General features: G+C 70.8%; 17 protein-coding genes. 7 read left to right on the plus strand and 10 right to left on the minus strand.

The features are described from left to right. Window positions 1-13: 13 nt before the first annotated feature. Entirely contained in the window at window positions 14-202 is a 189-nt protein-coding gene (locus ABZ794_RS13025; RefSeq protein ID WP_357515633.1) for a hypothetical protein, read from the minus strand. 163 nt (window positions 203-365) lie between these two features. Between ABZ794_RS13025 and ABZ794_RS13030 the strand changes: the two genes are divergently transcribed. Next, the gene (locus tag ABZ794_RS13030) at window positions 366-614 is read left to right on the plus strand and encodes a DUF2277 family protein (RefSeq protein ID WP_112676127.1); all 249 of its coding nucleotides are present in this window, start codon (window positions 366-368) and stop codon (window positions 612-614) included. A 48-nt stretch (window positions 615-662) separates the two neighbouring features. Here the strand turns inward: ABZ794_RS13030 and ABZ794_RS13035 are convergent, their stop codons facing one another. After that, the gene (locus ABZ794_RS13035; RefSeq protein WP_210785997.1) at window positions 663-1,142 is read right to left on the minus strand and encodes a hypothetical protein; all 480 of its coding nucleotides are present in this window, start codon (window positions 1,140-1,142) and stop codon (window positions 663-665) included. A 229-nt stretch (window positions 1,143-1,371) separates the two neighbouring features. Continuing rightward, a complete protein-coding gene (selD, locus tag ABZ794_RS13040) occupies window positions 1,372-2,361 on the minus strand; it encodes a selenide, water dikinase SelD (protein ID WP_357515635.1) in 990 nt (329 codons plus the stop codon). Between the two features lie 195 nt (window positions 2,362-2,556). Between selD and ABZ794_RS13045 the strand changes: the two genes are divergently transcribed. The 4 genes from ABZ794_RS13045 to ABZ794_RS13060 are packed head-to-tail and all read left to right on the plus strand — an operon-like array spanning window position 2,557 to window position 5,967. Continuing rightward, window positions 2,557-3,312 (plus strand): amino acid ABC transporter ATP-binding protein, encoded by a 756-nt coding sequence (locus ABZ794_RS13045; RefSeq protein WP_088946762.1) that lies wholly within the window; start codon window positions 2,557-2,559, stop codon window positions 3,310-3,312. A 56-nt stretch (window positions 3,313-3,368) separates the two neighbouring features. Next, window positions 3,369-4,247, plus strand: coding sequence for a glutamate ABC transporter substrate-binding protein (locus ABZ794_RS13050; protein WP_210785999.1), 879 nt, complete (start codon window positions 3,369-3,371; stop codon window positions 4,245-4,247). Between the two features lie 41 nt (window positions 4,248-4,288). Beyond that, window positions 4,289-4,996 (plus strand): amino acid ABC transporter permease, encoded by a 708-nt coding sequence (locus ABZ794_RS13055; RefSeq protein WP_210786000.1) that lies wholly within the window; start codon window positions 4,289-4,291, stop codon window positions 4,994-4,996. Next, a complete protein-coding gene (locus tag ABZ794_RS13060) occupies window positions 4,993-5,967 on the plus strand; it encodes an amino acid ABC transporter permease (protein ID WP_357515638.1) in 975 nt (324 codons plus the stop codon). Before ABZ794_RS13055 ends, ABZ794_RS13060 begins: the two co-directional genes overlap by 4 nt. A gap of 77 nt (window positions 5,968-6,044) precedes the next feature. On the opposite strand, the gene rny is transcribed toward ABZ794_RS13060, so the two are convergent. The 7 genes from rny to ABZ794_RS13095 all read right to left on the minus strand — a co-directional run bounded on the left by rny (window position 6,045) and on the right by ABZ794_RS13095 (window position 14,794). Further along, on the minus strand, window positions 6,045-7,811 hold the full coding sequence (gene rny / locus ABZ794_RS13065) for a ribonuclease Y (protein WP_210786002.1): 1,767 nt from the start codon (window positions 7,809-7,811) through the stop codon (window positions 6,045-6,047). Window positions 7,812-8,720: 909 nt separating this feature from the next. Continuing rightward, complete coding sequence (locus ABZ794_RS13070; RefSeq protein WP_357515639.1) at window positions 8,721-9,419, minus strand: regulatory protein RecX; 699 nt, start codon at window positions 9,417-9,419, stop codon at window positions 8,721-8,723. 14 nt (window positions 9,420-9,433) lie between these two features. Further along, complete coding sequence (gene recA, locus ABZ794_RS13075; protein ID WP_053656326.1) at window positions 9,434-10,480, minus strand: recombinase RecA; 1,047 nt, start codon at window positions 10,478-10,480, stop codon at window positions 9,434-9,436. Between the two features lie 184 nt (window positions 10,481-10,664). After that, window positions 10,665-10,865: a DUF3046 domain-containing protein gene (locus ABZ794_RS13080; protein ID WP_210786004.1), complete on the minus strand. Its 201-nt coding sequence runs from the start codon at window positions 10,863-10,865 to the stop codon at window positions 10,665-10,667. A 5-nt stretch (window positions 10,866-10,870) separates the two neighbouring features. Beyond that, window positions 10,871-12,262: an MFS transporter gene (locus tag ABZ794_RS13085; protein ID WP_210786005.1), complete on the minus strand. Its 1,392-nt coding sequence runs from the start codon at window positions 12,260-12,262 to the stop codon at window positions 10,871-10,873. A 155-nt stretch (window positions 12,263-12,417) separates the two neighbouring features. After that, a complete protein-coding gene (locus tag ABZ794_RS13090; RefSeq protein WP_210786006.1) occupies window positions 12,418-13,113 on the minus strand; it encodes a UdgX family uracil-DNA binding protein in 696 nt (231 codons plus the stop codon). Between the two features lie 340 nt (window positions 13,114-13,453). Further along, window positions 13,454-14,794 carry an aminotransferase class I/II-fold pyridoxal phosphate-dependent enzyme gene (locus ABZ794_RS13095; protein ID WP_210786007.1) on the minus strand — a complete coding sequence of 447 codons (1,341 nt, stop codon included), beginning with the start codon at window positions 14,792-14,794 and terminating at the stop codon, window positions 13,454-13,456. 36 nt (window positions 14,795-14,830) lie between these two features. On the opposite strand from ABZ794_RS13095, the gene ABZ794_RS13100 reads away from it, so the two are divergent. Together ABZ794_RS13100 and leuE are read left to right on the plus strand one after the other, a co-directional pair. Next, window positions 14,831-16,075 (plus strand): bifunctional pyridoxamine 5'-phosphate oxidase family protein/GNAT family N-acetyltransferase, encoded by a 1,245-nt coding sequence (locus tag ABZ794_RS13100; RefSeq protein WP_210786008.1) that lies wholly within the window; start codon window positions 14,831-14,833, stop codon window positions 16,073-16,075. Beyond that, the gene (gene leuE / locus ABZ794_RS13105) at window positions 16,075-16,746 is read left to right on the plus strand and encodes a leucine efflux protein LeuE (protein ID WP_210786009.1); all 672 of its coding nucleotides are present in this window, start codon (window positions 16,075-16,077) and stop codon (window positions 16,744-16,746) included. The genes ABZ794_RS13100 and leuE overlap by 1 nt, the downstream gene beginning before the upstream one ends. Window positions 16,747-16,833 lie beyond the last annotated feature (87 nt).

The following is a 16,833-nucleotide window of genomic DNA, read 5'->3' on the forward strand; positions in this document are numbered from 1 at the left end:
GGCAGACCATCACTCAGATGGACGAGTTGAAGGCGGCGACGGCCACGATGCCGGACGGCACGGAGTCGTTGGTGACGACGCGGCTGCGCACCGCCTCGATCAGACCGGCATGCTCGACGGCGATCCGTTCCAGCGGAACGTGCAGGCTACGGGTGAGATCGTCTAGGTCGGGACGGGATGGGCGGGTGGGGGCATGGTCCACAATGAGTCTCCGGGGGCCCGGGGCGCTGGGAGCGCGAGCGGCGGCTGTGGCTCGAACGGCTCTGGTCCGTGACCAGGATAGACAAATATCGACCCAGTGTCACCGTCGGTACCACCGCCGGCACGGCGAGTGGCACCCGTCGGTGGACGGAGGAGGAGCTGACATGTGCCGGAGCATCAAGACGCTGCGTGAGCCGTTCACCCCGCAGGTGACCGACGCGGACGTCGAGGCGGCAGCGTTGCAGTACGTCCGGAAGATCTCTGGCTTCCGGGCGCCCGCCGCGCACAACGCCGCCGCCTTCGACGCCGCGGTGGCCGCCGTGGCCGAGGCGACGCGCACCCTGCTCGACCAACTGGTGGTGCGGGGCGCCGGATCGGGCACCACCGACCGGTCGGCCACCGCCGCCAGCTGATCGCCGCCGACCGGCACGGCACCCGGCCGGGCCTAACCCTGGGGAGGGTCAGGCCGCGGCGAGCGCCGGTGCGACAGTGTCGGGTGCCCAGCGCGAGCGGTGGCACTGCGACCAGCCCCGACAACCCGGGTCACCCAGCGAGCAGAGCCGCAGCCTGCTGAGCACCTCACCGTCCTCGGTGTCCCGCACGTCGAAGTGCACCGGACGGACCGTGCCGTCCGGAGCGACGAGCAGGTGACGGCCCGCGTCGAGCGTGTCGTCGCGCAACAGGCAGTTGCGGCCCAGCAATCGGGCCAGTGCGGCGATGCTCGCGTGCTCGGGAAGCTGCTCGGGCACCCCGTAGCAGTCCACCACCGTGGCGAACTCGCCCGGCGCCTGCCAGACGTCACACACCACCGCGTACGCCGGCAGCCGCGCCGGGTCGGCCACCGCCAGCGGCATCACCACCCGACCAAGCGCCTCCGCCAGCGCCGGGTAGACCTCCACGGGTTGAGCCCCGTCGATTCTCCAGTTCCACAGCTCGGTCATTCCGCCTCCTCGCTGCGTTCGTCCCCACCGGCCTCCGGATCGGGCCTTACACACGATGGTGGGGGGCATTTGACCCCAGCCGGGGGCAAGTTACCGGTCTGTGACCATTCCGGGCAAAATTTCCCTGAGCGGCATTGCTCGGAGTAGCGGGAAGGTGACAGTTTATCGGGTATGGTGCGCCATCCGCGCCACCGCCACCGCGTGTCCTCCCGCGGGTCGACCGCCCCGGTCAGCGCAGGACGACCAGGTGCTCCCCCCGGGGCAGCAGCTCGCCCACCACCGGAGCGCCGGGCACCTCGCCGGCGACCAGCAGGCCACCGGAGGTCTGCGCGTCGGCGAGCAGGAGCCGCTCCGCCTCGTCCGCCGCGCCGAAGTCGGTCCACGGGGTCACCCACTCCAGGTTGCGCCGGCTGCCGCCGCTGACGAACCCGTCGCTCAGCGCCTCCCGCGCGCCGGCCAGATAGGGCACCCGGGCGGTGTCGATGGCCACCGTGACCTGGCTGGCCCGGGCCAGCTTCGAGGCGTGCCCGAGCAGCCCGAACCCGGTCACGTCGGTGCCGCACCGGATGCCGGCGGCGACCGCCGCCCGGGCGGCCTCCCGATTGAGCGCGCTCATCGTGGCCACCGCCTCCGGGAAGCTCTCCCCGGTCGCCTTGTGCCGGGTGTTCAGCACACCCACCCCGAGCGGCTTGGTCAGCGACAACGGCACCCCGGCCCGCCCGCCGTCGAGGGTGATCAGCTCCTCAGGTCGGACCGTGCCGGTGACCGCGAGACCGTACTTCGGGCCGTCGTCGTCCACGCTGTGCCCGCCGGCCAGGTGACAGCCGGCCTCCCGCGCCACGTCCTGGCCGCCGCGCAGCACCTCACGGGCCAACTCCAGCGGCAGCACGTCGCGCGGCCAACAGAGCAGGTTGAGCGCCACCAGCGGGGTGCCGCCCATCGCGTACACGTCGGAGAGCGCGTTGGCAGCGGCGATCCGACCCCAGTCGTACGCGTCGTCGACCACCGGGGTGAAGAAGTCGGCGGTGCTGACCAGGCCGGTCCGCTCGTCCAGGCGCACCACCGCCGCGTCGTCGCCGTGGTCCAACCCGACCAGCAACTCGGCGGTGCCGGTCGCCGGCCCGAGACCGGCCACCATGATCTCCAGCTCGCCCGGCGGGATCTTGCAGGCGCAGCCACCGCCGCGGGCGTACTTGGTCAACCGTACGGGTTCGGTCATCCACCCATGATCGCGACAAGGCACCACGATCGCCACCGTGACCGCCCATCCGGTGACCAAAATCGGGCGCCCGAGAACGATCGTGACCGGTGTTACCGCTCCGTGACCCGCTGGGTTGCGTTCTGCCACATCAGGCCGCCTACAGTGGCCGCACCGGGGGTCAACCGACCCCGATCCGGGAGACGACAGGGGACGGTGGACGACGTGACGACGGGCGAACCGCTCATCGTGCTGGACGCGGTCAACAAGTGGTTCGGGCCGCTGCACGTGCTGGACGACGTCTCACTGTCGGTGGGTCGGGGCGAGGTGGTCGTGGTGATCGGCCCGTCCGGCTCCGGCAAGTCGACGCTGTGCCGCACGATCAACCGACTGGAGCCGATCAACTCGGGCACCATCACCTTCGACGGTCAGCCGTTGCCGGCCGAGGGCAAGCCCCTCGCGAAGCTGCGCAGCGAGGTGGGCATGGTCTTCCAGTCGTTCAACCTCTTCGCGCACAAGACCATCCTGGAGAACGTCACCCTCGGCCCGATCAAGGTCCGCAAGGAGAAGCCGACCGCCGCCCGCGAGCGCGGCCTGGCCCTGCTGGACCGGGTCGGCATCGCCAACCAGGCGGACAAGTTCCCGGCCCAGCTCTCCGGCGGCCAGCAGCAGCGGGCGGCCATCGCCCGGGCGCTGGCCATGCAGCCCAAGGCGATGCTCTTCGACGAGCCGACCAGCGCCCTGGACCCGGAGATGGTCGGCGAGGTGCTCGACGTGATGACCTCGCTGGCCAGCGACGGCATGACGATGGTCGTGGTGACCCACGAGATGGGCTTCGCCCGGCACGCGGCGAACCGGGTCATCTTCATGGCCGACGGGCAACTGGTCGAGGACGCCCCACCGGCGGAGTTCTTCGCGAACCCGCGCAGCGAGCGGGCCCGAGACTTCCTCTCCAAGATCCTCACGCACTAGGCGTCCGTAGTGGAGCGCGCCGTACTCGGTGGGCTCCGTTGAAGAAGGAGAAGAGTATGCGTATCAAGCGCGTTGCGGCAGTCGCCGCGGTCGCCGCTCTGGCGCTCGGCCTCACCGCCTGTGGTGGCGACGACGGCGGAGAGGGCACCGGCGCTGGCGACAAGTCCTTCGCCGCCGGCACCACCATGGAGAAGCTGAACAAGGCCCAAAAGATCAAGATCGGCACCAAGTTCGACCAGCCCGGCTTCGGCCTGAAGGGCCTCTCCGGCAAGCCGGAGGGCTTCGACGTCGAGATCGCGAAGATCATCGTCAAGGAGCTCGGCATCCCCGAGGACAAGATCGAGTGGGTCGAGGCCCCCTCGAAGGTCCGCGAGGACGTGATCGTCAACGGCACTGTCGACCTGGTCGCCGCGACCTACACGATCAACGACAAGCGCAAGGAGCGGATCGCCTTCGCAGGCCCGTACTACGAGGCCGGCCAGAACATCATGGTCAAGAAGGACGACACCACCATCACCGGTCCGGACTCGTTCAAGGACGGCACCAAGAAGGTCTGCTCGGTCACCGGCTCGACGCCGTTCGAGGAGATCAAGAAGTACGTCAAGGACGTTGCCACCCAGCTGGTGCCCTTCGACACGTACGACAAGTGCCGGGACGCCCTCAAGAGCGGCCAGGTCGACGCCGTCACCACTGACAACGTGATCCTGCTCGGCTACATCGCCAAGGACGAGGCGTCGTTCAAGCTGGCCGGCAGCAACTTCACCAAGGAGCCGTACGGCATCGGGGTGAAGAAGGAGGACGCGGACTTCCGCAGCTTCATCAACGACACCCTGGACAAGGCGGTCGGCGACGGCAGCTGGAAGAAGGCCTGGGACAACACCGCCGGCAAGTTCGGCGCGGAACTGGGTTCAGCGCCCACCATCAACCGCTACTGATCTGATCCTTCGATCTGGAGGGTGGGGAGGAACACCGACCCGTGAACGTGCTCATCGACAAGTTCGACGTCTTTGCGGGTGGTTTCTGGCTCACCCTCCAGATCTGCATCCTCGCCGCGATCGGTGCCCTCGTTCTGGGCGCCATCGTGGCGGTGCTGCGCATCTCACCGGTGCCGCCGCTCCGCGCACTCGGCACCGGCTACGTGAACGTCTTCCGGAACATGCCGTTGACAGTGGTGATGTTCTTCGCCGCGTTCGGCCTGCCCGCGCTCGGCTCCAACGCGGACTTCCTCCGCATCCCGGTGCTCGACTCGCTGTTCACCCGGCTCGGCACCGACCTGCCGTACTTCCGGTTCGCGCTGATCGCCCTGGTGCTCTACACCGCGGCGTTCGTCTGCGAGGCGCTGCGGTCCGGAGTGAACGCGGTGCCCGCCGGCCAGGCGGAGGCGGCGCGGTCACTGGGCCTGACCTTCGGGCAGAACCTGCGCTACGTGGTGCTGCCACAGTCCTGGAAGGCCTCGATCGTCCCGCTCGGTTCGGTGATCATCGCGATGATCAAGAACTCGGCGCTCGTCGGCTTCTTCGGGGTCGTCGGAGACCTGTCGCAGAGCGCCGACCAGCTCACCTCGGCCGAGGGCTACGCCTTCGTCCCCGTCGCCCTCGGCATCTCGATCGGCTATCTGATCATGACTGTGCCGCTCGGCACCCTGCTGGACCGGATCGAGAAGCGACAGGCGGTGGCCCGATGAGTCAGCAGACCAGCGTCCTCTACGACGTCCCCGGGCCCCGGCAGCGGCGGATCACGCTGATCAGCAGCGTCGTCGCCGGGTTGGTCCTGCTCGTCGGCGCCTACTTCCTGGTCTACCGACCCCTGGACGAAAAAGGCCAGTTGTCGATGGAGTTGTGGGGTCCGCTGGTCGACCCCTCCAACGAGAACTTCTCCCTGGTCTGGGAGCGGATCGGCCTCGGCTTCAAGAACACCCTGATCGCGGCGGCGATGGCCATCGTGGCCTCGCTGGTCGTCGGCACGCTGCTCGCGGTGCTGCGGATCCAGCTCAAGAGCCTGTCCCAGCGCACGTTCACCGGCCTCGCCACGCCGCTGGCGTACCTGCTGCGCGGGCTGAGCTGGCTGCTGTCGGCGGTCACCCGCGTCTGCGTCGAGGTGTTCCGCGGCCTGCCCGTCGTGCTCACCATCTTCTTTGTGGCCCGCGGCTTTCCCGAGTTCGGCGTCTACCTCGACAACCTCTGGTACCTGGTCATCGGCCTCACCGTCTATAACTCTGTGGTGATCGGCGAGATCCTGCGCTCGGGCATGGAGGGGCTGCCGGGAGGTCAGGCGGAGGCCGCTTCCGCCATCGGGCTGTCCCCGGCACAGACCACCCGGATGATCCTGCTGCCGCAGGCATTCCGGATCATGCTGCCGGCGCTGATCAGCCAGCTGGTGGTCGTCCTGAAGGACACCTCACTCGGTTTCATCATCAGCTACGAGGAGACCCTGAACATCGGTAAGCAGATCATCGGCGCACTGGAAAATCCCATCCAGGTCTACGTCGTGATCGCCGTTCTCTTCATCGTGGTGAACTACTCGCTGTCGAAGCTCGCACAGTACGTCCAGCGACGGCTCGCCCGGGGTCGCAAGACCGCGAACACCCCGGCGCAGAACCCGCCGCCCGCAGCGCTGATGTCCCAGGCCGAGGGCGGCGCCGGAACAGGCTTCTGACGCTCAGCTCGCACGGCAAAGGGCCAGCCCGAACACCGGGCTGGCCCTTTGTCCGCTCTACCGCCGGGCGCGCGAAGCTAGCGGGCGATCTCGGTGACCCGGGATTCGCGGACCACTGTGACCCGGATCTGACCCGGGTAGGTCAGCTCCTCCTCGATCTGCTTGGCCACGTCGCGGGCCAGCACTGCCGCCCCGATGTCGTCGACGTCGTCCGGCTTGACCATCACCCGGATCTCACGGCCGGCCTGCATGGCGAAGACCTTGTCCACGCCGAGCTTGCTGGCCGCGATCTCCTCGATCCGCTCCAGCCGCTTGACGTACGCCTCCAGGCTCTCCCGACGCGCGCCCGGCCGACCACCGGAGCAGGCGTCGGAAGCCTGGGTGAGCACGGCCTCGATGGTCTGCGGGGGCACCTCGTTGTGGTGCGCCTCGATGGCGTGCACCACGTCCTCGTGCTCGCCGTACTTGCGAGCCAGGTCCGCGCCGATGATGGCGTGGCTGCCCTCCACCTCGTGGGTGAGCGCCTTGCCGATGTCGTGCAGGAACGCCGACCGTTTGATGATGGGCACGTCCAACCGCAGCTCGGCGGCCATGATGCCGGCAATGTGGGCGGTCTCGACCAGGTGCTTGAGCACGTTCTGCCCGTACGAGGTGCGGTAGCGCAGCCGGCCGAGCAGGGTCACCAGCTCCGGGTGGATCTCGGTGATGCCGACCTCGACCAGGGCGTCCTCGGCGGCGCGGAGGCAGAGCTGCTCCACCTCCTGCCGGGCCAGGTCGTAGACCTCCTCGATCCGGTGCGGGTGGATGCGCCCGTCCAGGACCAGCTTCTCCAGGGTCACCCGGCCCACCTCGCGACGGACCGGGTCGAAGCAGGAGAGCAGCACCGCTTCGGGGGTGTCGTCGATGATCAGGTTGACGCCGGTCACCGACTCGAAGGCGCGGATGTTGCGCCCTTCCCGGCCGATGATCCGCCCCTTCATCTCGTCACCGGGGAGGTGCAGGACGCTGACCACGCTCTCCGCGGTCTGCTCGCTGGCGACCCGCTGGATCGCGTCCACCACTATGTGTCGAGCGCGCTGCTCGGCGGTGTTGCGGGCGTCGGACTCGATGTCCCGCACGAGCAACGCCGCTTCCCGCTTGGCCTGCGTCTCGATGGCGTCGACCAGCTCCATTCGCGCGGAGTCGGCGGTGAGCCCGGCGACCCGCTCCAGCTCCCGGCGGCGCAGCTCCTCCGACTCGGTCAGCTCGGCCTCGCGCTGGGCGAGCGCGGCCTCCCGGGCGGCGAGGGCGGCCTTCGCGGCGGTGAGCTGCCGCTCCCGCTCGGCGAACCGCTCGACCTCCTCGGTGTGCATCCGCTCCCGCTCGTCCATCCGGGCTGCCCGACGTTCCACCTCGGCGGCCTGCTCCCGGGTGGTGGCGGCGAGCACCGCGACCTCCCGTTCGCCGCTGCGCCGGGCTGCCGTCCGCAACTGCTCGGCGTCCGCCTCGGCCTGCTTGTGGGCGCGCTCCAGAACGGTGTCCGCCTCGGCCCGGGCGTCGTCGAGGACCCGCCGCGCCTCGGCGCGGGCCGCCTTCGCCTCGGCCTTCGCCGCCGCCGCCTCGGTACGGGCCGCTGCGGCCGCTGACTTCGCCACGTCGATCGTGCTGTTCGCCTCGTCGGCCGCGGTCCGCAGCGCGGCCAGGGACTGCTCCTGGCGGTCCTTCTCGGCGATGAAGGCGGGATCCTCCGGAGCCGGTGCGGCGCCCATCCGGCGCAGTGTCCGGATGCCGACCAGCACGGCCCCGATCACCACCACCGCGAGGACGAGGACGGCCGCGAGGAGCACGACGTCGAACGCGTTCATGCCGGGACCCCGTCGGGTCTACCGATGAACCTGTGCCGCCGCCCCGCCATGGCCGCCTCCCCTAACGTCGAGACCGCAGCGACCGTGCCGGGGGCACACTCCTGCGGCTGTGGACGCCCGACCGGAGCGGCTGGCCGTGGGTAGCTTTCTCCGCCGGCGGTGCCCGTGGGCAGCGTCGGCGACCGGGTGCAGTTGTCGCAGCGTTCCGGACCGGCCTGTCCGGAACTGCCGCCAAAGGCCGCGGAGTCGGCCAAAGTGATGCTGTTCTGTTACGCGATCTATGTTGTGCGCTTAGCCTGCGCTGGTCGGGCAATGTGAGCCTGTATGGCGAGGCTAGGTCGCCGGGGGTGCTCTGGTCAAGGACTCATGATCAAACCCCCCGAACGGAGAGAAGTTGCCGCGTCACTCAAAGCTGATGTCGTGTCGGACACGGAAGGACAAACGCGGCGAGCCGACGGCTCCGATACGGATGTCGTGCCTGTTCAGAGACTGCGGCACCCCGGCGTTCAGCCGACTTTGTGACACCAGCGACCCTCCGCCCGCACCCGGCCCCTCGTCGGGCTCGCCACGCCAAGATCGTGCTACATCCCGGAAGTCGACGCCGTCGCGTTAGGGAGGACGACTGTTCGGCGACCGGCACAGCCTCGCCGATCATGGAGTTGTGGTGGGCGATAAAGCGCCTGCAAAACGGCCAAACCGGGCACCACAACTACATGATCAACCGCCCCTACTCCGCGATCTTGCGCTTTCTGTCCCGACACAAGGGGGCATTCCGCCTATCTCGACGACCGAAACTGCAAGATCGGCGCGGTCTTCTCCTTCGACCCACGTTGATCTACCAGGAGTCCGGTCGTCCAGCACGCTCGGCGGGCGGTGGTCACCCCGCCCGGACCGCTCATCGCACGTCGCTCACTCGACCAGACGGTTGTCGCGCTCCAACTCGCCCTCGGCGTCGGCGAGCGCGTCGGCGTCGATCTGCTCGGCGAACTCGGCCGCCTCGGCGCTCTGCGCGGCTAGCGCCTCCTTCACCGCCCGGATGGCCACACCAGGCGGGTAGCCCTTGCGGGCCAGCATGCCCACCAGCCGGCGGAAGACCGCGTCCGGCTCGCCTCGAGCGGTGCGCAGCTTGCGCTCCACCAGGCCACGGGCGGTGTCCGCTTCGGTCTCCTCGTCCAGCTCACCCAGCGCCTCGGTGGCCACCTCGCCGTCCACGCCCTTGCGGCGCAGCTCGTTGGCGAGTGCCCGGCGAGCGAGGCCGCGCCCGGCGTGCCGGCTGGACACCCAGGCCCTGGCGAACGCTGCGTCGTCGATGATGCCGACCTCGTCATACCGGTCGAGCACCTCGGCCGAGACCTCCTCGGAGATGCCCCGCTTGGCCAACGCCCCGGCCAGCTCGGCCCGGGTACGGGGCCGGACGGCAAGCTGGCGCAGGCAGATCTCGCGGGCCACCTCCGACTCGTCGCGCGGAGGGGCCGGAGACTCGACGGCGTCGGCCTCCTCGGACCGACCCCGGCGGCCTCGCCGAGGGCGGGGCGCATCGGTGGCGTCGCCCGTACGAGGCGGACTGGCATCCCAGCCCCGCCCCGTACGAGCGCGTCGTCCTGCCATGGGTCAGCGACCGATCAGAAGTCGACCGGCGGCAGCTCCGGGCCACCGGCGGCGTCACCCGCGCCGACCCCGACGCCGAGCTTCTCCAGGATCTTCTTCTCGATCTCGGCGGCCACGTCCGGGTTTTCCTTCAGGAACTCCCGGGCCTTCTCCTTGCCCTGGCCGAGCTGGTCGCCGTCGTACGTGTACCACGCTCCGGACTTGCGGATGATCGCCTGCTCCACGCCGACGTCGATCAGCGAGCCCTCACGCGAGATGCCCTTGCCATACATGATGTCGAACTCGGCCTGCTTGAACGGCGCGGCGACCTTGTTCTTCACGACCTTGACCCGGGTGCGGTTACCGACCACGTCGGTGCCGTCCTTGAGGCTCTCGATGCGTCGCACGTCGAGCCGGACCGAGGCGTAGAACTTCAGCGCCCGACCACCGGTGGTGGTCTCCGGGCTGCCGAACATGACGCCGATCTTTTCCCGCAGCTGGTTGATGAAGATCGCCGTGGTGCCGGTGTTGCTGAGCACACCGGTGATCTTCCGGAGCGCCTGGCTCATCAGCCGGGCCTGGAGGCCCACGTGGCTGTCGCCCATCTCGCCCTCGATCTCGGCGCGCGGCACCAGGGCCGCCACCGAGTCGATCACGATGATGTCGATCGCGCCGGAGCGGATCAGCATGTCCGCGATCTCCAGCGCCTGCTCGCCGGTGTCCGGTTGCGAGACCAGCATCGCGTCGGTGTCGACGCCGAGGGCCTTCGCGTACTCCGGGTCGAGCGCGTGCTCCGCGTCGATGAAGGCGGCGATGCCGCCGAGCCGCTGGGCGCTGGCCACCGAGTGCAGCGCAACAGTGGTCTTACCACTGGACTCCGGGCCGTAGATCTCGACCACCCGGCCACGGGGCAGGCCGCCAATGCCGAGGGCCACGTCGAGCGCGATGGAGCCGGTCGGAATGATTGCGGTCTGGACGACCGGCCGGTCACCCAGCCGCATCACCGAGCCCTTGCCGAATTGCTTGTCAATCTGAGCGAGAGCAAGGTCGAGTGCCTTCTCCCGGTCAGGCCCTGCTGCCATGTTTGCCACCCCTGCCTTCGCCGGCGTCTTTGCTGAGCTTCGCGTCACGCGGACACGCTAGGCGCTAGGTCCGACAGAAAACCAGCCGACGGGCCGCGAGCTGTGGACGAGCACCCAGCTGTGGACAGTAGCCGAACAGGTGTACGACTCGACAAGTGACACGCGGAATGGGCGAGAAGGCTGCTCAGCGTAGTCGGGCGGGCACTCGATCGGGGTACGCGGCACAAACCGCCCGCCACACCGCGTGCGTCTGCTCCCCCGATGCCAGGGCCTGCTCGATGGTCCGCCCGCCGAGCTGGGACAGCACCTGATCGCGGGCGATGCTGGCCGCGTAGCCGGGCCCGAACGCCTCGTCCAGCCGCGTCCAGAAGTCGGTCAGCCGCACAGTGATCAGCCCTCCTCGTCCGGTGCCCCGGTCGGCACCGGGCGCAACGCTAGCGCCACCAGGGGCGCCGCCGCGACCGCCGCGAGCAGGGTGAGCACGGGATATCCGGCGAACTGCATGACAAACCCGCTGACCACGGCGGCGCCGGCCCCGGCCAGCCCCATGATCAGATCGGACAGCCCTTGGACGCTCGGCCGCACCTCGGCCGCCACCGACTCGGACAGCAGGGTCGACCCGGCCACCATCGTCCCCGACCAGCCCAACCCGAGCAGGACCAGACCGACCGAGAGCCGAGGCGTGTGGTGCCCGGCGGTGCCGGCGACCGCGCAGGCGGCCAGCAGCAGCCCGACCCCACCGAGGATCACCGCCCGTCGACCGAGCCGGTCGGTGAGCCAACCGACCACCGGGGAGAACGCGTACATGCCGGCGATGTGCAGGCTCAGCACGATGCCGACCAGCCGCAACACGTCGGCGTCGGCGTGCGACTCACCGAGCCGGACCGGAGTCATCGCCATCACCGCCACCATCACCAGGTGACCCACCGCCACGGCGGCGATGCCGAGTCGGGCGGCGGGCTGTCCGCGTACCACCGACCAGGCCGCACGCATCCCGGCGCCGCGCGGCGCGCGCACCTCGACCGGCGCGGCGGCCGGCGTCGCGCCGCCACCTGCCGCCGGCGCCTCGGCCGCCACGGCGGTCGCCGTCGCGTCAGCGGCCGGCGGCAGATCGGCGGCCGGTGCGTCGGCCGCCGCGAGCCGCCGCGCCGTGAGCAGCGGGTCGGGCCGGAGCAACCCGAGGAGTACGACGGCAGCCAGCACGAACGCGGCCGCGCTGAACGCGAACGGGCCGGCCAGCGGGGGCAACCCCCAGCCGGTGGTGACGCGGTCGGCCAGCGCGGCGAAGTTCGGCGCGGCCACCGCACCGATGGTGGTGGCCCAGACGATCAGGGAGAGCTGCCGCCCCCTGCGGGCCGGCTCGGCGAGGTCCACTGCCGTGTAGCGGGCCTGCAGGTTCGCCGCGGTGCCCCCGCCGAAGAGCAGCATGCCGAGGAAGAGCAGCGGCACCCAGCGGGTGGCCGCGGCCAGCACCACCAGCAGGCCACCGACGGCGCCGACCGTGTACGCCAGCACCAGGCCCGGCCGGCGGCCGTGCCGCGCCATGATCCGGGTGACCGGGACGGCGAGCAGCGCGGCACCGACCACCCCGGCGCTCTGCGCGACACCGGCCACCGCGGTCCCGGCGATCCGTGCCGCGAGCAGCGCGCCCACGGCGATGCCGATGGTCACGCCGATCCCGCCGATGATCTGGGTGGTGAAGAGCAGCCGCAGGGTACGCCGCTGGATCGACGCGACGTCGGGTCGGGCGGCGGTACGCGGCGCGGTCAGGTCGGTCGCCATCGGCGCTCCTGTCGGAAGGGGTGCCTCATCCTCGCGCACCCGCACCGACCGGCGGCAGTGGGTTTCGCCGGAACGGGGTCGCCACCGGCGCGGCCCACGCCCAGGGTGCCCGGATGAGCGAGGCCGGGGTGCTGGTGGTCGCGCGGGGTAGTTGGCTAGCCGGGCAGGGCGCGGGTGACGACGGTGAGGTCGGCGACCAGGCCCTCGTACGCCTTGTCCTGGTCGTCGGCCCGCAGGACGGCGGACGGGTGGATGGTGGCCAGCAGCCGAGCCTGCGGCGCGTCGGCCCGCTTTCCGGCGTTGTCCACCGGCACCTGTTCGAAGTCCGCTGGGTGTTGGGCCGACTCCGGCCAGGGCAGCAGCTCGCCCCGCTGCCGGGTGACCCGGAAGGACGGGCCGAGCAGGGCCTTGGCGGCGGTCGCGCCGAGCACCACCACGATCTCCGGACGCAGCCGGGCGAACTCGGCGACCAACCAGGGGCGACAGGCGGTGATGTGCACCTGGTCCGGGGTCTGGTGGATCCGCCGCTTGCCGCGCTGAACAAAACGGAAGTGCTTTACGGCATTTGTGAGGAAGAGGAGACCCGGGTCCAGCCCGGCGTCGTCGACGGCGCGGCGCAGCAGGCGTCCGGCCGGGCCGACGAAGGGCAGCCCCTTCTGGTCCTCCATGTCGCCGGGCTGCTCGCCGACGAGCACCACGCGGGCGCTCTCGTCGCCCCGACCGAAGACCGTCTGCGAGGCGTCCCGGTACAGCTCACAGCCCTGGCAGCCGCCGGCGGCGGTGCGCAGGTCGTCGATGGTGTCGGCGTCGGGCGGAATGAACCGCTGGGCGCCCGGAGCACTTTCGGCCATGCCGACTGTTATATACCCGTTCGATGCTCGCCGCCGGATACGCCCCGGCACCCCGGCCGCAACGCGTCAGTACCCGTTGCCGCCCCCGTCTCCGCCGGACGCGATCGCGATCAGCACGATGACGATGATGATGATCGCCACCGCCACCGCTATCCAGATCCCCTTACGAGCCCCACCAGAAGCCATGTCCCCCACCTCCGGGCGCCCGCATACCCGTCCCCGCCGTCCCGAATCCCCGCGATCTTGCACTTTCTGCCCCGACCAACGTGCACAGACCCGACATTTCGCCAACACAAACTGCAAGATCGCGGGCGCGGCGGGGTGCGGGAGGCGCGGGGGGTCAGGTGGGGAAGCCCTGGGAGGGGGGTGGGTTTTCGGCTTGGGCCAGTGCGGCGGCCAGCGGAGCCAGGTCGGCGGGGTCCAGGGAGCTGACGGTGATGCGCAGGGCCGGCGGGGCGGCGATCCGGTAGAGGGCGCCGGGGGCCACCGCCCAGCCGGCGTCGCGGAGCGCGGTCACCGTGCTGGTCTCGTCCGCGACCGGCAGCCAGACGTTGATGCCGCTGCGACCGTGTGCTGTCAGCCCGTGCTCGGCCAGCGCGGCGAGCAGCCCGTCGCGGCGCTGCTCGTAGCTCTGCGCCGCCCGCTGCACCAACTCGGTGACCGCCGGGTCCCGCCACAGGGCGAGCACCAGGCGTTGCAGGACTGTGGAGACCCAGCCGGCGCCGACCCGGGTACGGCCGCTCACCCGGGCCACAGTCGTCTCGTCGCCGACCAGCACCGCCATCCGCAGGTCCGGGCCGAAGGGCTTGCTCACCGAGCGGAGGAAGGCCCAACTCGCTGTCGCACCAGCGAGCGGGTGCAGGGGTACGCGGGCCAGTTCGGCCGCGTGGTCGTCCTCGATCAACAGCAGGTCCCGTCGGCCGGCGAGCAGCGTCCGCAGCGCCTCGGCGCGGGCCGCGGAGACGGCGGCGCCGGTCGGATTCTGCGCCCGGCTGGTGACGATCAGCGCCCGCGCTCCGGCGGCGAGTGCCGCGGCCACCCCGGCGACCAGCGGCCCCTCGTCGTCCACCGGTACGCCGATCGGACGCAGGCCCAGCGCGGCGACGAGGTCGAGCAGGTTGGCCCAGCCCGGGTCCTCGACCGCCACCGCGTCGCCGGGGCGCAGGTGGGCGCCGAGCAACCGCTCGATGCCGTCCAGCGCACCGCCGGTGAGCGTCAACTCCCCGGCCGGTACGCCGTCGACGCGCAGCCGGGCGCGGGCCATCTCGGCCAGTTCGGGCAGCACTCCGGCATCGGAGTAGCCGACCGACGGGCCGTTCTCGGTGGCGAGCGCCGCCAGGTGCGGGCCCAGCGGGGGCAGCAGACGGGGGTCGGGTTCACCCCGGGACAGGTCTCGGGCGCCGGGCAACGGTGGGGGGCGCAGCGCGGAGCGGCGGGCGGCCACCGGCGGGCGGGGGCGTACCCGGGTGCCGTGCCGACCGGCGGTGGCGAGCAGACCACGTTGGCGTAGCTCCTGGTAGGCGCGGGCGACGGTGGCGGGGCTGACCCCCAACTCGGCGGCGAGCGCCCGCACGGGCGGCAGGGCGGCCCCCGGGGACAGGGCGCCGGTACGGATGCCCGACTCGATGCTGGCCGAAATCTCGACGGCTGTCGTACCGGTGAGCTGATAGTGTGCTGACACAAATAAGAGATTGTACTAGAACAAAGGGGCGCGCGCATGTATCCACCCACCGCCCGGACCACACCCCACCGCTCCCGCGAAAAGATGAGCTACGACCAGGCCGCCGCCCACGCCGTGCTCGACGAGGCGTACGACTGCGCGCTCAGCTTCATCGTCGACGGCCAGCCACGAGTGCTGCCCACCCTGCACGTCCGCATCGGCGACACGCTCTACCTGCACGGCTCCACCGGCAGCCGGCCGCTGCTCGCCGCCCGGGGCGACGACGGGTTGCCGGTCTGCGTCGCGGTGACACTGCTCGACGGGCTGGTCTACGCCCGTTCCCAGTTCCACCACAGCGCCAACTACCGCTCGGTCGTCGCCCACGGCACCGCCCGACTGGTCACCGACGAGCGGGAGAAGCTCGCCATGCTCACCGCGCTGGTCGAGAAGGTCGGCGCGGGACGCAGCACCGCCACCCGTCCGCCCAGCCATCGCGAGCTGGCCGAGACCGCCGTACTGGCGCTGCCACTACGCGAGGTGTCCGTCCGGGCCCGCACCGGCGGGGTCCGCGACGACGAGGCCGACCTGCACCTGCCGCACTGGGCCGGCGTGCTGCCACTGCGACTCACCGCCGGGGCACCCGAGCCGGACGCCGGGGTCACCGCGCCGCTGCCGGCGTACCTGCGAACGCCCCGCACGCCCTGGCACGACCCGGTGCCGCTGCACGGTGAGCACGTTCGGCTGGAGCCGCTGGAGCTGGCGCACACCGACGAGTTGCACGCCGCCACCGCGGACCCCGTGGTGTGGCGGCACCTCAGCGTCGCGCCGCCCACCGCCCCCGCCGAAACCGCCGAGGTGATCGGCACCGCCCTGACCGCCCAGCACCGGGGCGAGCGGGTGGCCTGGGTGCAGCGGTGCGCGGCGACCGGGGCGGTGGTGGGCAGCACCTCCTACTACGACATCGACCCGGAGCGGCGGGCGGTGGCCATCGGGCACACCTTCCTCGGCCGGCCCTGGTGGCGTACCGGGATCAACACCGAGGCGAAGTTGCTGCTGCTCAGCCGGGCCTTCGACGACCTGGGCGCGGTACGGGTCGCCTGGCACACCGACATCCGCAACGTTCGTTCCCAGGCGGCCATCGAACGGCTCGGCGCGACCCGGGAGGGGGTGCTGCGGATGCACCGGCAACGCCCGGACGGCTCCTGGCGGGACACCGTGCAGTACGCGATGACCGTCGACGAGTGGCCGAACGCACAGGCCAGGCTGCGAGAAAGACTTCTGCGGACGGCACCGGTGGCGTGATGATGGCGGGCGTGCTGGGGATCACCGACATCTGGACGTACGTGCTGGGCACCGTGGCCATCATCCTGCTGCCCGGGCCGAACTCACTCTTCGTGCTCTCGACCGCGGCCAAGCGGGGCGTCGCGGTCGGCTACCGGGCCGCCGGTGGCGTGTTCGTCGGCGACGGGGTGCTGATGTTCCTCTCCGCCGCCGGGGTGGCGTCGCTGCTCAACGCGTACCCGCCGCTGTTCATGGTGATCAAGTACGCCGGTGCCGCGTACCTCGGTTATGTCGGGGTGACCATGCTGCTCGGCGCCGTGCGGCGCTGGCGCGACCGCAACGACCCGAACACGCCGCGGCTCATCGACGCCGCGGAGCCGGCGGCGATGCGCAGCCCGTTCCGCAAGGCGCTGGTGATCAGCCTGCTGAACCCGAAGGCGATCCTGTTCTTCATCTCGTTCTTCATCCAGTTCGTCGACCCCGGCTACGCCTGGCCGGCGCTGTCGTTCCTGCTGCTCGGGCTGATCGCTCAGGTGACCAGCGCGCTCTACCTGACCGCCTTGATCTTCGCGGGCACCTTCCTGGCCGCCCAGTTCCGCCAACGCCGCCGCCTGGCAGCCGGTGGCACCACCGCCGTGGCCGCCCTCTTCCTGGCCTTCAGCCTCAAGCTAGCCACCGCCAGCGCCAGCTGACCCCCCTCGGTCCGCCCGCCCGCCCGCCCTCGCGATCTTGCACTTTCGGTCGTAGAAACGCGCATTCTGAGCCGTTTTGTCGCCGCA

The organism is Micromonospora sp. NPDC047187, assembly GCF_040643355.1.
Classification (GTDB): Bacteria; Actinomycetota; Actinomycetes; order Mycobacteriales; family Micromonosporaceae; genus Micromonospora; species Micromonospora salmantinae.

What these genes read in the sequence shown, in the direction of transcription:
- ABZ794_RS13030 (WP_112676127.1), top strand. Translation starts at nt 366, where the DNA reads ATGTGCCGGAGCATCAAGACGCTGCGTGAGCCGTTCACCCCGCAGGTG.
- ABZ794_RS13090 (WP_210786006.1), bottom strand. Translation starts at nt 13,113, where the DNA reads ATGGCCGAAAGTGCTCCGGGCGCCCAGCGGTTCATTCCGCCCGACGCC.
- rny (WP_210786002.1), bottom strand. Translation starts at nt 7,811, where the DNA reads ATGAACGCGTTCGACGTCGTGCTCCTCGCGGCCGTCCTCGTCCTCGCG.
- ABZ794_RS13060 (WP_357515638.1), top strand. Translation starts at nt 4,993, where the DNA reads ATGAGTCAGCAGACCAGCGTCCTCTACGACGTCCCCGGGCCCCGGCAG.
- ABZ794_RS13070 (WP_357515639.1), bottom strand. Translation starts at nt 9,419, where the DNA reads ATGGCAGGACGACGCGCTCGTACGGGGCGGGGCTGGGATGCCAGTCCG.
- selD (WP_357515635.1), bottom strand. Translation starts at nt 2,361, where the DNA reads ATGACCGAACCCGTACGGTTGACCAAGTACGCCCGCGGCGGTGGCTGC.
- ABZ794_RS13085 (WP_210786005.1), bottom strand. Translation starts at nt 12,262, where the DNA reads ATGGCGACCGACCTGACCGCGCCGCGTACCGCCGCCCGACCCGACGTC.
- ABZ794_RS13035 (WP_210785997.1), bottom strand. Translation starts at nt 1,142, where the DNA reads ATGACCGAGCTGTGGAACTGGAGAATCGACGGGGCTCAACCCGTGGAG.
- recA (WP_053656326.1), bottom strand. Translation starts at nt 10,480, where the DNA reads ATGGCAGCAGGGCCTGACCGGGAGAAGGCACTCGACCTTGCTCTCGCT.
- leuE (WP_210786009.1), top strand. Translation starts at nt 16,075, where the DNA reads ATGATGGCGGGCGTGCTGGGGATCACCGACATCTGGACGTACGTGCTG.
- ABZ794_RS13050 (WP_210785999.1), top strand. Translation starts at nt 3,369, where the DNA reads ATGCGTATCAAGCGCGTTGCGGCAGTCGCCGCGGTCGCCGCTCTGGCG.
- ABZ794_RS13100 (WP_210786008.1), top strand. Translation starts at nt 14,831, where the DNA reads ATGTATCCACCCACCGCCCGGACCACACCCCACCGCTCCCGCGAAAAG.